Source organism: Kitasatospora sp. NPDC094016, from assembly GCF_040304045.1.
Classification (GTDB): Bacteria; Actinomycetota; Actinomycetes; order Streptomycetales; family Streptomycetaceae; genus Kitasatospora.
In genome coordinates this window covers 36,589-52,491 of sequence record NZ_JBEOUK010000025.1, presented here as the reverse complement: position 1 = coordinate 52,491, position 15,903 = coordinate 36,589, and the positions used below count along the sequence as shown (strand labels likewise).

The 15,903-nt window shown below is 75.8% G+C and carries 11 protein-coding genes; all 11 read left to right on the top strand.

Annotation, left to right across the window (positions count from 1 at the left end; translation table 11 throughout):
• Positions 1-19 precede the first annotated feature (19 nt).
• The 11 genes from ABT015_RS22740 (at position 20) to ABT015_RS22690 (ending at position 15,893) form a co-directional block, all read left to right on the top strand.
• Positions 20-3,268 (top strand): hypothetical protein, encoded by a 3,249-nt coding sequence (locus ABT015_RS22740; protein WP_350881832.1) that lies wholly within the window; start codon positions 20-22, stop codon positions 3,266-3,268.
• Positions 3,265-3,999 (top strand): Pvc16 family protein, encoded by a 735-nt coding sequence (locus tag ABT015_RS22735; protein WP_350881830.1) that lies wholly within the window; start codon positions 3,265-3,267, stop codon positions 3,997-3,999. The genes ABT015_RS22740 and ABT015_RS22735 overlap by 4 nt, the downstream gene beginning before the upstream one ends.
• A complete protein-coding gene (locus tag ABT015_RS22730) occupies positions 3,996-6,170 on the top strand; it encodes an ATP-binding protein (RefSeq protein WP_350881828.1) in 2,175 nt (724 codons plus the stop codon). The genes ABT015_RS22735 and ABT015_RS22730 overlap by 4 nt, the downstream gene beginning before the upstream one ends.
• A 182-nt stretch (positions 6,171-6,352) precedes the next feature.
• A complete protein-coding gene (locus ABT015_RS22725) occupies positions 6,353-7,900 on the top strand; it encodes a phage tail sheath family protein (RefSeq protein WP_350881826.1) in 1,548 nt (515 codons plus the stop codon).
• A 38-nt stretch (positions 7,901-7,938) separates the two neighbouring features.
• A complete protein-coding gene (locus tag ABT015_RS22720) occupies positions 7,939-8,379 on the top strand; it encodes a phage tail protein (protein WP_063346012.1) in 441 nt (146 codons plus the stop codon).
• Positions 8,376-8,870, top strand: coding sequence for a hypothetical protein (locus ABT015_RS22715; RefSeq protein ID WP_350881824.1), 495 nt, complete (start codon positions 8,376-8,378; stop codon positions 8,868-8,870). The genes ABT015_RS22720 and ABT015_RS22715 overlap by 4 nt, the downstream gene beginning before the upstream one ends.
• Positions 8,867-9,025 (top strand): DUF6760 family protein, encoded by a 159-nt coding sequence (locus ABT015_RS22710; RefSeq protein WP_347878560.1) that lies wholly within the window; start codon positions 8,867-8,869, stop codon positions 9,023-9,025. The genes ABT015_RS22715 and ABT015_RS22710 overlap by 4 nt, the downstream gene beginning before the upstream one ends.
• A gap of 3,241 nt (positions 9,026-12,266) precedes the next feature.
• On the top strand, positions 12,267-12,839 hold the full coding sequence (locus tag ABT015_RS22705) for a hypothetical protein (RefSeq protein WP_350881822.1): 573 nt from the start codon (positions 12,267-12,269) through the stop codon (positions 12,837-12,839).
• A gap of 69 nt (positions 12,840-12,908) precedes the next feature.
• Complete coding sequence (locus tag ABT015_RS22700; RefSeq protein ID WP_063346010.1) at positions 12,909-13,337, top strand: phage tail protein; 429 nt, start codon at positions 12,909-12,911, stop codon at positions 13,335-13,337.
• A 58-nt stretch (positions 13,338-13,395) separates the two neighbouring features.
• On the top strand, positions 13,396-14,115 hold the full coding sequence (locus tag ABT015_RS22695; RefSeq protein ID WP_350881820.1) for a CIS tube protein: 720 nt from the start codon (positions 13,396-13,398) through the stop codon (positions 14,113-14,115).
• Positions 14,112-15,893, top strand: coding sequence for a VgrG-related protein (locus ABT015_RS22690; RefSeq protein ID WP_350881818.1), 1,782 nt, complete (start codon positions 14,112-14,114; stop codon positions 15,891-15,893). The genes ABT015_RS22695 and ABT015_RS22690 overlap by 4 nt, the downstream gene beginning before the upstream one ends.
• Positions 15,894-15,903 lie beyond the last annotated feature (10 nt).

Genomic DNA, 15,903 nt, shown 5'->3' with positions numbered 1-15,903 from the left:
TCGGTCTGTGAGGTTGAGCGTGATCGGCGCCACCGGCACTCCCCGCCCCCTGCGGCGCTCGGCGCGAGCCGCCGTCGCGACGTTGCTGTCCCTGGCCGTGGCCGTGGTGACACTGGGCACCGCGAACTCCGACGGCGACGGAAGAGGCGCCGCCCCGGTGGCCGCCGGGGCCACGGCGGAGAGCGGACGGATCGTCTACGCCGGCACCGGCCACCGCAGCCTGGCGCGGCTGACCGGGCCGACGTCGAGCGCGTCGCTGTTCGGGCCCGGCCCCGTCCACTTCGACACCGAACCCTCCGCGCGCGGCGACCAGCTGGTGTTCACCAGCCTGCGGGACGGCCCGCTGCCCCAGGTCTACCTGCGCGAGGCGTCGGGCGCGGTGCGCCGGCTCACCACCGGCATGGACACCGCGGAGCCGACGCTCGCCCCGGACGGCAGGACCGTCGTGTTCGACGCGGTCGAGCCCGGCGGACGCAACGGGCAGACCCAGCGGGACCTCTGGGTGGTCAACACCGACGGCACCGGCCTGCGCAGGCTGACCGACACCGCGGACTCCGAGGCGCACCCGACGGTCTCGCCCGACGGCAAGTGGGTCGCGTACACCTGCGACGTGGACCCGGCGCACACCCAGGTCTACGTCATGCCGCTGGCCGGTGGCGCGGCGCGGCGGATCACCGCGGTGACCGCCGGCGACGCCGTCGAACCGGCGTGGAACCCGGTGGACGCGCCCGACCTGCGCGACCAGATCGTCTACACCTGGGACCAGGCCGGCCAGACCGGCCCGCAGCTACGGGTGATCTCGCCCGAGGGCACCAACGACCGGGCGTTCTTCCCCGGCATCGGCGGCGACTGGCGGACCAGGTCCGCCGGGTGGCTGCCCGACGGCAGCGGCGTGCTCTTCCTCAGCCCCAACCGGCAGAACGCCGACCCGACGCCGTACGAGAACGTGTACCGCGCCCTGACCTGCTTCTGCGGCGGGGCCGAACTGGTGGCGAGCGAGGACCGCGCCGTCCGCACACCGGTCTGGCTCGGCCCCCAGAAGGGCGGCGGGCCCGTCGTGGACCGCAACAGCGCCGACACCCCCAACATGGCCGACCTGTCGGACATCCGCCCCGACGGAGCGGACCCGCGCGACCTGGGCGTCAGCGTGCTCCGGGAGGACCCGGCCGCCGACACCGACACCGACCCCGCCGCCGACCCCCTGTTCAACCCCCGCCCCGGCTACGACCCGTGGTTCGAACGGCAGACCTACACGCCGGACGGCCGGCGGATCGTGCTGACCCGCTTCGAGGACTCGCCCGCAGGCCGGATCGAACGGATCTGGCAGACCGGCGCCGACGGCTCCGACCCGAAGCCGATGAACCTCGCCGGGCGCGGGCCGAAGGACTGGGACACCGACCCGGAGCTCTCGCCCGACGGCCGCCTGATGGCCTTCACCCGGACCTCGCCCGGCGGCGTCGGGGCTGCCTCCGGCCCCGGACGGGTGCTGATCGCGGACGTGTCGACCGGCGCGATCGTCGGCACCGTCGAACCGACCAACGGCCAGCCGGCCGCGTCCATGGCCCAGCCCTCGTGGTCCCCGGACGGCAAGCTGATCGCCTACACCAGGACCGAGGTCGTCAACGGCAACGGCGGCAACAAGCACGTGTGGACCGTGCCCGCCGACGCCCTCGACCGGCCCACCGACCTCAGCCGTAAGGCCTGCCCGGACGCCTGCGCCGTCATCGATGACAGCCCCGCGTTCTCGCCCGACGGCCGGCGCGTCGCCTTCAACCGCAAGACCGGCGACGGCGGGCTCAACCAGCGCAACGGAGTCCTCGTCAGCTCGGCGACCGGCGACGGCTGCACGGTGGTCCTGCCCACCGGACTGAGCCAGGACCGGAACGCCTGCCGCCGCCCGCTGCCGGACACCTCCGCCACCGGCCCGTTCCAGCCCCGCGACGTCGCCTGGACGGCGGACGGCGGGCAGCTGGTGCTGACCTCCCGCCGGGCCCTGCCGGCGAACTCGCCGGAGGCGCTGCAGAGCTACGACTTCGCGACCGGCCGGCTCACCTCCGTCAACTCCAGGCTGCCGGGGCGGCAGAAGGAGCCGAGCGTCCAGCAGTCCGTCGACCTGTCGCTGAGCGCGCCGGCCGCCACCATCCCGATGCAGATCGGGGGCTCCACCACCGTGGCCATCACCGTCACCAACCACGGCCCGGCGCCCTCGCCCGGCACCGCGTTCACCGTGTCCGTGCCGACGGGCGCCCGGCTCACCGGGCTGAAGGCCACGGCCGGCACCTGCGCCGCCGACGCCCTCCGGTGCGAACTCGGCACCCTGGCCCCGGGCGCGGTCGTCCAGGTGACCGCCACCGTCGTCGGCACCGTGGCCGGCGACCAGCGGTTCGGCTGGTGGGTGACCGGGGCGGTGGTCGACCCGAAGCCCGAGGACAACACCGCGCAGACGGTCGTACCCGTCCAGGCCGCGTCGCCGTCCCCGAGCCCGTCTCCGACCCCGACTGCCTCGCCGACACCGACCCAGACCCCGACCCCGACCCCGGCGCCGCCCGTCTCCTCACCGCCGGCCCCGCCGCCACCGCCGCCCGCCCCGGCCCCCGCACCGCAGCCGGCGCCGCCCGCGCCGAAGGCCGGACCGGCCGTGACGGTCGGAGCCCAGCCGAACCCCGGGTACGTCGGCGGCCGGGTCACCGTCACCTACACCGTGCGCAACGACGGCCAGGCCCTCGCCACCGGACTGCGCGTCTCGCTCGGCCTGCCCGCCGGCGTCCCCACCGGGCCGATGCCCCCCGGCTGCACCGGCGGCGTCTGCGACGTGGCCGACCTGCCCCCGGGCGGCAGCGCCGTCGTGCAGGTGGTGCTCGCCCCCGAGGCGACCCTGGACACCACCATCACCTCCGTCCTGACCACCACCGGCACGGACGCCGACCCGGGCGACCACGTCGCGCGGACCCCGCTGCGCATCCTCCAGCCCCGCATCGTCGCGGTGCCGCCGATCGGCAAGCCCGGCTTCGTGACCTCCGTCCGCGGCGTGGACTTCCCGCCCGGCACACCGGTGACCCTCACCTGGACGCCCGGCATCACCGCCGCCGCGGCACCCACCGTCCCCAAGGCCGACGGCACCTTCGCGGGCCAGCTGCTCATCCTCGCCAAGGACGAGACCGGCCCCCGGACCATCACCGCGAGCGGCCCCGGCTTCTCCCCGGTGACCACCCCCTTCCTCGTGGTGGCCGGCAGCGTCGGCCCGCCGGGGGAGGTGCAGCGGCGGTGATCCACGAAGTCGACGAGGCGCTGCGGCTCCTGCTCGTCGAGAGCGGCCTCCAGGAACGCGGGATCGAGCTGGTCTTCGACTCGCCGACCCGGGACTGGGCCGCCCGGCGCAACGCCCCCACCGTCAGCGTCTTCCTCTACGGCATCCGCGAGGACGTGTCCCGCCGCCAGGCCGGCGCCGCCGAGCAGCACGACGCCGACGGCGTGGTCGTGGCCTGGCGCAGCGCGCCCCGCTGGTTCGAACTGGCCTACCTGGTGACGGCGTGGACCAACCGGGCCCAGGACGAGCACCGGCTGCTGTCGGAGGTGCTCCGCTGCCTGACGGCCGCCGACGCGCTGCCCGCCCGCCTGCTCACCGGAACGCTCGCCGAACTCGGGCTCACCATCGGGCTGGAGACCGCCGGGCGCAGCGAGGGCATGCCGTCGGTGTCCGACGTGTGGTCGGCCCTCGGCGGCGAGCTGAAGCCCTCGATCGACCTCAGGGTGCTCGCCCCGCTGTCCGGCCAGCGGGCCCAGGCGGGGCCGCCGGTCACCGACGGGCTCGTGCTGCGCGCCGTCGACAAGGGCGACGAGGATGGCGAGAGCGGCGACGACACCCCGGAGGCCACGGGTGACCCGGGCCGCCGGCTGCGCTACGAGGGCGGCACGGACCCCGGTGCGGACGGCTTCGCCGCGCCCCGGGAACGCCGGCTGCCGCCCGGCCGCAGACGGCGCGGCGGTGCGCCGCGATGACCCTCGACCTCGAACCGGCGGCCACCAGCGGGCCCGCCGCGGACCTGGACGACCTGTGGGAGCGGCTGAGCCGCCTCGAACAGCGGATCCGGGCCGCCGTCCGCGAGCGCAGGGCCGACGACCCGGACCCGGACGACCCGTACCGGGGCCAGTACCTCACCCCGGAGGCGGCGGAACGGATCCTCGCGGCGCCCGCCGCGACGGGCCGGGCCGGCGCCGACCTCGGGGAACCGCCGCCGCCACCGCCCGGATCGAGGACCGAACGGCTCGTCGACGGCTTCGGACTGCTCCCGCTGGACCTCGAACTCCTGCTGGTGGCACTCGCCCCCGACCTCGACACCCGCTTCGAACGGCTCTACGGGTACCTCAACGACGACCTGACCCTGCGCCGGCCGACCATCGGGCTCGCGCTCGAACTGTGCGGGCTGTCCGGGGCGGGCGCCGGCCGGTTCCGCTTCTCGGCCCAGGCCCCGCTGATCGCCGGCGGCCTGCTGGAGGTCACCGAACCGGAGCGCCCGCTGCTCTCCCGGGGCCTGCGCCTGCCCGACCGGGTGACGGCCCATCTGCTCGGCTCGGACGAACCCGACGGCACGCTGCGCGGGCTCGTCCGCGTCGGCCGGTCCGGTGCCGGCACCCCGCCGCCGGCCGCGCGCCGGCTGCGCGCCACCGTGGCCAACGGCGGCGGACTGGTGCACCTGCTGGACCGGGGCGGCAACGCCGGACGGCTCGCGGTCGACGCCCTCGCGGGCCTCGGCCGCCGGGCCCTGGTCGTCGACGTCACCACGCTCGCCGCCCGCCCCCCGGAGGCCGTGGTCCGGGCGCTCGCCCGGGAGGCGCGGCTGAGCGGCAGCGGTGTGGTGCTGGGCCCGCTGGAGCGGCTCGAACCCGAACGCCCGGAGCGAGCCGGGCTGTTGCGCGAGCTGTGCGCGGAACTCGCCGAGGTGCCGCTGCTCGTGCACGGGTCGCGCCCGTGGGATCCGACGTGGGCGCAGGAGAGCCCGGTGGTGCTCGTGGCCCCGCCGCTGGATCCGGCGCAGCGCGCCGAGCGCTGGGCGCACGCGCTGGGCGGGGCTTCGCACGAGCCTTCGGGTGGGTTTGCGGGCGAACCCGGGGAAGACCGTGCGGACGGCCCTGGGGAAGGCCCTGGAGAAGGGCCGTACGAGGGCGTGCTGAGAGCCGAGTTGGCCGAGGCCGTCGCCCCGTACCAGCTGGACGAGGACCAGGTGGTCAGGGCCGCCGGGGTCGCGACCAGGACGGCCGCCGCCGAACACCGCCCGGTGACCGCCGACGACCTGCGGGCCGCCGTACGGGCGCAGAACGGGGCGGGGCTCGCCCGCCTCGCCCGCCGGATCGAGCCCGCCGTCGGGTGGGACGACCTGGTGCTGCCCGAGCCCACCGCGCGCCAGCTGCACGAGCTCGCGCTACGCGCCAGGCACCGCGACCAGGTGCTCGGCCAGTGGCGGATGCGGCCGGGCGGAGGGCGCGGGCGCGGGGTGATCGCGCTGTTCGCGGGGGAGTCGGGCACCGGGAAGACCATGTCGGCCGAGGTGGTCGCCGCCGAACTCGGCATGGAGCTGTACGTCGTGGACCTGTCCACCGTCGTGGACAAGTACATCGGTGAGACGGAGAAGAACCTGGAGCGGATCTTCACCGAGGCCTCGCACGTGAACGCCGTCCTGCTGTTCGACGAGGCCGACGCGATCTTCGGCAAGCGGTCCCAGGTCAAGGACGCCCACGACCGCCACGCCAACGTGGAGTCGGCGTACCTGTTGCAGCGGATGGAGTCCTTCGACGGGATCGCCGTGCTGACGACCAACCTGCGCGCCAACCTCGACGAGGCGTTCACCCGGCGGCTGGACGTCATCGCAGAGTTCCCGGTGCCGGACGAGGAACAGCGGCACGCCCTGTGGGAGCGCTGCCTGGGCCCGCGGATCCCCCGCGGCGACGACCTCGACCTGGCGTTCTGCGCACGGCACTTCGAACTCGCCGGCGGCTCCATCCGGGCCTGCGCGGTGACCGCGGCCTACCTGGCCGCCGAGACGGGCCGCCCGCTGGGCATGGCGGAGCTGGTGTTCGCGGTCGAGCGGGAGTACCGCAAGCTCGGGCGGCTGGTCCTGGAGAGCGAGTTCGGGCCGTGGTCGCGCGCCTCCGGGGGCACCGGGCGGGCCTGAGCGCGCGGCCGGGCCGGTGCCGGGCCGCGGGCCGGCGCGACGACGGCGGGTCGGCAAGTGCCCGCCGGGGTGCCCGCCGGGGCAGCGGCTCTGCCCCTGGTCCGGGACCTGCGGACATGTCGCGGGCGGCGGCCCGGCAGCAGACTCGGTGGCGAATGATCGGCCACCCCGAAGGAGCGAGCATGCCGTCGTACCTCACCCCGGGCGTGTACGTGGAGGAGGTCCAGTCCGGTGCCCGGCCGATCGAGGGTGTCGGCACGGCCGTCGCCGCCCTCGTCGGCTTCGCCCAGACCGGCCCCTTCCACGAGCCCACCCTGGTGACCAACTGGGACCAGTACGTCCAGCAGTTCGGCGGCTTCTCCGAAGGCACCTACCTGCCCCACGCCGTCTACGGCTTCTTCGCCAACGGCGGCGGCGCCGTCTACGTCGTGCGGATCGGCGAGCCCGGCGGCGAGACGGCCGGCGGCTGGCCGCCGGCCGCCCGATCGGCGCCCGCGCCCACCGCCCACGCCGGCTTCCTGTTCACGGCCCTGCCCGCCGGGGGCGCCGACCTGACCGTCGAGATCGCCGACGTCGAGGGCGACAACGTTCCCGACGACCGGTTCCGGCTGGTGGTCCGCAAGGGCGCCGAGGTCGCCGAGACGTACGACGTCTCGACCCGCAAGAACACCAAGGGCTACGTCGTCACCCAGCTGCGCGAGTCCAAGCTCGTCGCGGTCAGCGAGCAGCCGGGCACCGCGCCGAGCCGCCCGGAGCGCCAGACGCTCGCCCTCGCCGCAGCCCCCGCGCCCGGGCCGGTCGCCCCCGCCGCCACGACCCGGATCAGCCCCGCCGAGTACGTCGGCGACGCCTCGGCCCGCACCGGGTTCTCCGGCCTGGAGGCGATCGACGAGATCACCATGGTCGCGGTGCCCGACCTGATGAGCGCCTACCAGCGCGGGGACATCGACGCCGAGGGCGTGCGGACCGTCCAGCTCGCGGTGATGTCGCACTGCGAGCAGATGGGCGACCGGATCGCCGTCCTGGACGCCCCGCCCGGGCTGAGCGCCCAGCAGGTGCGCAACTGGCGCAACAACGAGGCGGGCTTCGACTCCCGCTACGCGGCCCTGTACTACCCGTGGATCAAGGTGTTCGACCCGGCGACCGGCCGCAACACGATGGTCCCCCCGAGCGGGCACGCCGCCGGGGTGTGGGCGCGCAGCGACGCCGAGCGCGGCGTGCACAAGGCGCCGGCCAACGAGGTCATCCGCGGTGCGGTGGACCTGGAGATCCGCCTCAGCAAGGGCGAGCAGGACCTGCTGAACCCGATCGGCGTCAACTGCGTGCGGGCCTTCCCCGGGCGCGGCATCCGGATCTGGGGCGCCCGGACCCTCTCCTCGGACCCGGCGTGGCGCTACCTCAACGTGCGGCGGCTCTTCAACTACCTGGAGGAGTCCATCCTCCTGGGGACCCAGTGGGTGGTGTTCGAGCCCAACGATGACCGGCTGTGGTCCAGCATCCGCCGCAACATCACGGCGTTCCTGACCGAGGAATGGCGACGCGGGGCGCTGTTCGGCGCCACGGCCGCGGAGGCGTTCTACGTCAAGTGCGACCGTGAGAACAACCCGCAGGAGTCCATCGACCTCGGGCAGGTGGTGTGCGAGATCGGGGTCGCTCCGGTGAAGCCCGCCGAGTTCGTGGTGTTCCGGCTGTCCCAGTTCTCGGACAGCACGAGCCTCGTCAACGAGTGACCAGCAGGCCAGCACAGACCGGAAGGTGACAGGAAGTCATGGCTGAAGGCGATCCGCTCTCCACACACATATTCGGCGTCCAACTCGGCGGCTACAACGTCGAGTCGGTCAAGGAGATCAGCAACCTGACCGTCGACCAGGACGTCGTCGAGTACAAGCAGGTGACCCAGCAGGGCAAGCTGATCGTCCGCAAACAGCCCGGCGCGCGGCTCCCGGGCGAGGTGACGATCACCCGCGGGCTCGACAAGAGCGGGGCGTTCACCAAGTGGATCAACGAGACCCTCAACAACGGCGCGATCAACACCGCGCGCCAGAACCTCACCATCGAGGTCAAGGACACCACCGGCGCCACCCTCCGGCGGATCCAGCTGATGAACGCCTGGGCCAGCCGGTGGGAGGGCCCCACCCTCACCGCCGGTGAGTCCAGCGCCGCGACCGAGACGGTGACCATCGTGTTCGAGGAGATCACCGTCGAATGAGACGACGGATCAGCCTCGACGAACTCCTGGAGCAGGCTCCGTCAGCCGCCCCCGCTCCCGCCGCGGCCCCGGCCCCGCAGGCCGCCGCGCCGCAGCGGGGGCGGGGCCCCCAGGGGCACGGGCTGCACACGGAGTTCGAGTTCGAGCTCCCGCGCGGGTACCTGGACGACGAGGGCACCCTGCACCGGCACGGCGCCATGCGCCTGGCCACCGCGCGGGACGAACTCATGCCCCAGATCGACCTGCGGGTCAAGGAGAACCCGGCGTACCTGAGCGTCGTGCTGCTCAGCCACGTGATCACCCGGCTCGGCACCGTCACCGACGTGCACGCCGGCGTCGTCGAGCAGATGTACGCCACCGACGTCGCGTTCCTCCAGGACTTCTACCAGCGGATCAACAGCGAGGGCCACACCCGCGCTGCGGTGACCTGCCCGCACTGCGACGGCTCCTTCGAGGTCGACCTCGCTGGTGGGCGCCTGGGGGAATGGTGACGTACGCGACCACCCGGCTGTACGAGGAGGTCGCGTACATCGCCTACCACTTCCACTGGCAGCGGGAGGACATCCTCGACCTGTCCCACCAGGAACGCCGCGCGTGGGTGCGGGAGATCGCGCGGATCAACACCCGCGTCAACGAAGGCGGGTGAGCGCGGGATGGGGATTCGGGACCGGCTCGGGCGCCGGAAGGCCGGCGGCCCGGGCGAGGCGGGCGCTTCGGGCGCCCCGGGTACCTCGGGTGCCTCGGGTGCTACGGGCGGCACGGGTGACGCGGCTCCCGCGCCCCGGGCCGACGCGCCCGCCCCGGACGGTGGTTGGCGCGCGGTCGCGCCCCTGACCCCGACCCTCGCGGGGGCTGCGGGCGGGGTCAGCGACGGCCTGCGGTTCCGGTCCCGGCTCGCCTCCTGGCAGAACCCCTCGCTGACCGGCGTGCTCGGGCACGCGGTCCTGCCGTCCGCCCCGGCGGGCATCCTGCGGGCGGTGGCACGGCCCCCCGGACCGGCGGTCTCCGCCGGGGCGGACGGGCCCGCGCTGCCGTACGCCGCACCGGCGGTGGCGCCGTCGGCGGCTGCGGATGCGGCCTCGGACTCGGTCCTGGCTCCGGCGGGGGACGGGCCGGGCGCGACGGGTGGGCTCGGTCGGGTGCGGCAGGTGCAGAGGTCGGGCTCCGCGGTGCGACGGCTGCCCGTACGGGCGGTGGCCGCCGAGGGCGGCGCCGCCCCCGCCCCCGCCCCCGCCTCTGCTCACGGTTCCGAGGTGCCGCCTGCCGGGCACGCCGGGCCTGCCCGGCCGGTCCCGTCGCGCCGCGTCGGGAAGCCGCTGACCGCCGCGCCCCGCCCCCGGTCGTTGCCGACGCGCGCGGTGGCCGTGATCCCGCCCCGGCCGGTGCAGCGTGCCGCGAGCGCGACGACGGTGGAACGTTCCGCTGCCGTCGCGCCGGTGGAGCGTCCCGAGGGCGCGAGGCCGGTGGAGCCTGCCGAGGGCGCGAAGCCGGTGGAACGGCCCACGAGCGCGACGACGGTGGAGCAGTCCGCCGACGTTGCTCCGCCCGTCGTGGAGCCGGGTGCCACTGCGCGGCCGTCCGAGACCTCGGAACCAGCCCCGGTGCGGCCGACCGACACCCCGACCCCGCACACCGGCGACGCCGTGCAGCGTGCCGCGAGGGGAGGCAGCGCGAGGGGAGGCGCCGCACCGGGCCGACCCGTGCTCGGCGCCCCGCTGACCTCGCTGCCCGCCAGCGCCTCGCCACGGCTCAACGCCGACGGTGCGGCAGGCCTCGGGCCCGTACCCGGCCCCGGGGCCGGGCAGGGGCCGATGCCGATCGTCTCCCTGCCCGCGCAGCCGACCGCTCCGGCGGGGAGCGGGTCGGACGGTGCGGAACCGTCGGCACCGGGCAGTCCGGCGCGCTCGGCTCGCTCTGCCCGCCCCGAGCCCGGACGGCGCGGGGACGCTCCCGTACAGCGCGCCGTCCAGACCGGTGGCGGTCCGACCACGGCGCAGCGCGCCGCCCAGCCGCGCGCCGAACAGGCGCGCCCCGAATCGTCCAACGCCCGCATGCACGGGGGCCTGGGCGCGCCGCTGGCCGCGCTGCCGCCGACGGCGGGCGCGGCACCCGGAGCACGGGCCGCCGGTACGGCCGACGGTCGGCGCGGCCCCGTCCGGCGGCCCACGGCCCCGGCCCACGGCGCCCCGGCGACTCCCGACACCCCACGGACTCCCGCCACCCCCGACAACCCCGCCTCTTCCGCCTCTTCCGCACCGCCGCAGTCGGTCGGCCGAAGCGCGGCGGCCCCGAGCCCGGAAGGCGCTCCTCGCGCCACGGGCAAGCCCGTCGCCGCGCCGGGCTCCACGGCAGTCCAGCGTGCGGCCGCGCCCGGCACACGAAGCGTTGACACGAGCGGGCAGGGCGGCTCCTCCGAGCCCGGCCCCGTCGCCGGGCCGCAGTCGCCCCCCGGGACGGCACCGCAGGACGCGGCCCGCCGGGCCCGGCGCAGCGGTGGTACCAGTGGCACCGGTGGTACCGCTGGCGCCCGGGACGTGCGGCCGACCGCTGCGCCGGGTGAGCCCGGCCCGCTGGTCGTGGCCCGCTCGCCGATCGGTGGCACCGCCGCACGTCCGGCGGCCGGGCCGGGCCACCGCACGCTCGGCCTGCTCGGCGAGCGCCGCATGGCGTCCACGCTTGCCGCACCGGCGACGGCGCCCGCACCGGTGTCCGGCCGAGCGCCGGCGCCCGCGCCCGCCCCGCCCGTCGTCAGGGCCGCCTGGCCGCAGGAGCCGCCCGCGCGCACCCAGGTGCCGCCGGCCCTTCCGGAACCGGCGGCACCCGCGAGCTGGCGGCACCGGGCCGCCGCCGTCCTGCGCCTGCCCCGACGGGCCCAGGCGAGCCGACCCGACGCCGCGCGCCCGGCGGCACCGGCGTCCCCGGCGGACCCGGAAGGCCCCGGCCCGGCGGCGCAGGGTGCGCGGGGTGCCGTGGTGGCGCGTGCGGGTGCGCGGGGATCGACGTCCGGCGGCTCCGCCGACTCTGCGGGCTCGGGTCCGGCGGGGCGTTCTGCTGCTGTGAGGCGTCCGAGCGTGCAGCGTTCGGTGCCCGGCGGAGCCGACCCGGTGAGGGCGGATGCGCGCTCGTCGGCGTCGGCCGGCTCGGCGGCGCAGGAGCCGCGGCCGTCGGGGCGCGGTGGTGCCCCCTCTGCGCGTGCAGGTGTGCGGGGTCCGGCGACCGGTGGCTCAGCTCCGGTGGCCGTCGGCCCCGGAGCCGGCCCGATGGAGGCGGATACGCGCCGGTCGGAGCGCGGCGGTCCGCCGGCGGGCCGGGTGGGTGCGCAGCGTTCGACGACGGCTGGGGTCCCTCGTCCGGAGGCGCCGGGCGGGCAGCCCGTAGTGCCCGGCACCGCCCCGTCCGGGCGGGCGCGGCGCGGGGAGACTCCGGTGCCGTCGGCGGCTGCGGAGCGTGGCGGTCGGGGTCCGGCGGTGCAGCGTTCGGTTTCCGGCGGTCCGAGCCCCGTCGAGCCGGGTGTCCGGTCGGCGGAGCCGCGAGGTGCTGCGGTGCCGGTCGTGGTTCCCGCCGGTCGGGTGCGGCGCGGGGAGCGTCCAGCACCCCCGGTCGTCGTGGCCGATGCGGGCCCGGCGGCCGTGGGCGCCTCCCCTGCCGGGCGCGCTGCGAGCGTGCAGCGGTCGGTGTCCGCGGGCCCTGTTGTCGATGGCCCTGCTGCTACTGCCGCCGCTGCCGCTGTCCTTGCCCCCGGCCCGGTCGAGCCGACCGTGCGACCGGCCTTCTCCGACGACGCGCCGGCGCCTGCCGCAGCCCCTGCCGTCCCCGCCGCTCGTGGGGGGCGTCCTGCGTCCGCGCCCGCCTCCTCCTCCGGTGGCCGTGTTCCGAGCGTGCCGTTGGTGCGACTCACCCCGCCGAGCGCCCCGGCGCCCCCGGCCGTCCCGGCGATGGTCCAGCGGCTGCCGGTCGCCGGGCCCGCCGGCCCGGCCGTGCCCGCGTCCGCGGCGCCGCCGCTGCCGAGCGGTGGCGCCTGGACGCCGGGCGTGGCGGGGGGCGGCTTCGCCGGACCGGCGGCGGGCGGGGAGTCGCCGCTGCGCACCGGGTCGTGGTCGTGGACCGCGCCGTCCCGGGACGGCGCGGGCCCGTCTTCGGGTTCGTCCGGGCCGGCGCGGCCTTCGACGGATACGGCCCGGGTGCTGCAACGGGTGGCGGAGCAGGCGGGGTTGTCCGGGGTGCCGTTGACCGCCGTACCGGCCCGCACTCCGGTGACCGTCCAGACCGCCGCCCCGCCCCCGCCGCCGACCGCGGCCACGCCCGCGCAGCAGGGCGGCGGATCGTCGACCGGGCCCACGTCGGGGGCCGACCTCGACGAACTGGCCCGGCGCCTGATCGAGCCCGTCGGACGGCTGCTGCGCGCGGAGTTGCGCAGGGGGAGGGAGCGCGCCGGGCGGCCGTACGACGGCCGTCGCTGAGCGCTCGGGGCGCGGCGGGCAGCAGTGGCAGGTGGCAGGTGGCAGGCGGGCAGGGCGACGGAGGCAGGAATGACCGACAACATCTTCGCGACGAGCGTGTTCTTCAAGCTCACGATCGGCGGCAACGATCTGGGCGAGTTCACGACGTGCTCGGGGCTGGGCGCCGAGGTCGAGATCCACCAGTACGCCGAGGGCGGCAACAACGGCTTCTCCTGGCAGCTGCCGGGCCGGATCACCTGGTCGAACATCACGCTCACCCGCGCGGTCACCGCGGACACCGTCAAGATCGCCCGCTGGCTGGACGAGACCGTGCGGCGGGTCCAGCCCAAGAACGGTGAAATCGTGGCCCTGCGGCCCGACCTGAGCCCCATCGTCAGCTGGCAGGTGCTCGGCATCGTGCCCGTCCGCTGGCAGGGCCCGTCGTTCGACCCGGCGAACTCGCAGGCGGCGATGGAGTCCCTGGAGATCGCCCACGCCGGGCTGCGCCCGTCATCGTGACGGCGCGCCACTCCCGGCGCAGGCCACCCATCGGACGACGAACGGAAGGAGGTGCGGGATGTCAGACGTCCCCGCGAGTGTCACCCGGGCCCAACTGGCCATCATGGAGCCGCCGGCGACGGTCGGTGCCCAGCCCGGCGGGGTGATCGCGAGGCTCCCGCTCCAGTTCAACCCGTCGAGCCTGGTGCTGCGGAAGTCCTCGGAGTGGCGCCGCACGCCGTCCCGGATGGCCGCCGAGTCCGCGCTGCCCGAGTTCGTCGGCAGCGGGCCCCGCTCGCTGTCCATGGAGGTGTTCCTCGACGCGACGGCGACCCATGACGACTCCGTGGAGAAGGCGGTGGAGCAGCTGATGACGGCCTGTGTGCCGACTCCGGCGAGCCTGGCGCGCAAGAAGCCGGCGAGCCCGTGGATCCGGCTGGACTGGGGCACGTCGTCGACGACGTCGTTCAACGGGGTGCTGACCGGCCTTCAGGTCACCTACTCGCTGTTCGACGTCGACGGCAAGCCGCTGCGGGCCACCTGCTCGTTCACCATCGACGAGGCCAGCGTCGACACGCCGGGCCAGAACCCGACCTCCGGTTCGATGGAGGCGCGCAGCACCCACCGGGTGATCGCGGGCGACAGCCTGCCGCTGCTCGCCTGGCGCGAGTACGGCGACGCGACGGCGTGGCGCACCATCGCCGAGGCCAACGACATCGACGACCCGATGGTGCTCGTCCCCGGGGTGGAACTGATCGTGCCGGGGATCGACGAGCCCACCCGAGGAGGGCGGCCATGACCACTCCCGAGGCACGCGGCGGACGCTCCTTCGCCGCGGATCCGATCGTCGAGGCGCCCGGCCCGCTGCCGCCGGTCTGGGCGGCCCAACTGGTCTCCTGCGACATCGAGGAGAGCACGGGCCTGCCCGACACGGCCGTGCTGATGTTCCGCGACGCGGACCACACCTTCCTCTCCGCGACCGGGGTCACCATCGGCACCCGGCTGCGGGTCTCCGTGATGACGGTGCAGGGCAACGCGCAGGTGCGGCTGTTCACCGGCGAGGTGACGGCGCTGGAGCTGGACGTGGACACCACCGGCTCGTTCACCGTGGTGCGGGCGTCCGCGGTCACCCACCGGCTGATGCGCGGGCGCCGGGTGAAGGGGTTCCGCAACATGTCGACGGCGGACATCGTCCGTCAGGTCGCGGCGGGCGCCGGGCTCGGCTGCGGCCGGGTCGACGCGTTCCCCGTCGTCCACGAGCAGCTGTCGCAGGCCAACGTCTCGGACTGGGAGTTCCTCCAGTACCTGGCGCAGGAGAGCGGCGCGCAGGTGCGGGTGGACGACGAGGGGCTGCTGGAGTTCGTCAAGCCCGAACAGGCCTCCTCGGCCCCGGCCCCCTCGACGCCCGCTCCGCAGAACCCGATGGTCCTGGAGTACGGCCGCAACCTGCTGGAGCTGCGCGGCGTGCTGACGGGCGGCGGCGGGGCGGACACCGTCGAGGTGCGCGGCTGGAACGTCCTCACCAAGAAGGCCCTGGTCGCCACGGAGCCGTCGGTGACCAGCGAGACGGTGCGGCCCGGGATGAGCCCGTCGACGGCGGCCGCCGCCTTCGCCGGACCGGCGCGGATGACCGTCACCGACACCCCGTACCGCACGCAGGCGGAGACGGCGGCCGCGGCCGGGTCGGTCGCCGCCTCGGTGGCCGCCGGGTTCGGCGAGCTGGAGGCGGTCGTCGAGGGCAATCCGAAGCTGCGGGCGGGCGTTCCGGTCGCCCTGGGCAACGTCGGCGCCGCCTTCTCCGGCCGCTACACGGCCACCGCGGTGCGCCACCTGATCGAGCCCTTCCGCGGCTACCGGACGACCGTGGTGGTCAGCGCGGCGCCGGACCGCTCCCTCGCGGGGCTCGTCGCCGGGGGCGGCGCGGTGCCGCGCGGGCCGCGGATGCCCGGTCTGGCCATCGCCGTGGTCACCGACGTCCGGGAGCCGGGGGGCGCGCAACGCGGCTGGGTGCGGCTGAAGTTCCCGTGGCTGGACGACACCTACGTCTCCGACTGGGTGCGCACCGTCCAGTGGGGCGGGCAGGGCGGCGGCGGCGTGTTCAGCCCCGAGGTGAACGACGAGGTGCTGGTCGGCTTCGAGCAGGGCAGCCTGGACAGCCCGTACGTGCTGGGCGGCCTCTACAACGGCGTCGACAAGCCCTCGCCGCACGAGGTGCCGCTGGTCGACCCGGCCGGCGGGAAGGTCAACCGCCGCTCGTTGGTCTCCCGTTCGGGCCACCGCCTGGAACTGCTGGACGTGCCGGGCGGCCAGTCCGGCGTCCGGCTGGCCAGCGGGGACCGGAAGCTGGAGGTGCGACTGGACGAGCAGCGCGGCGAGATCGTCCTGACCGTCTTCGGCGCGGCCGGTGCGGCGGCGGCGAGTTCGGTGCGGCTGTCCTCCACCGGCATCACCATCGACGCCGGCGCCGGGGCGGTGAACCTGCGCGGGGGATCGGTGAACGTCACCGGCCGTACGGGGGTCACCGTGGACGGCGGAGCGCTGGCGGTGCTCAAGGCGGCCCTCGTGCGCATCAACTGAACCACCGTCA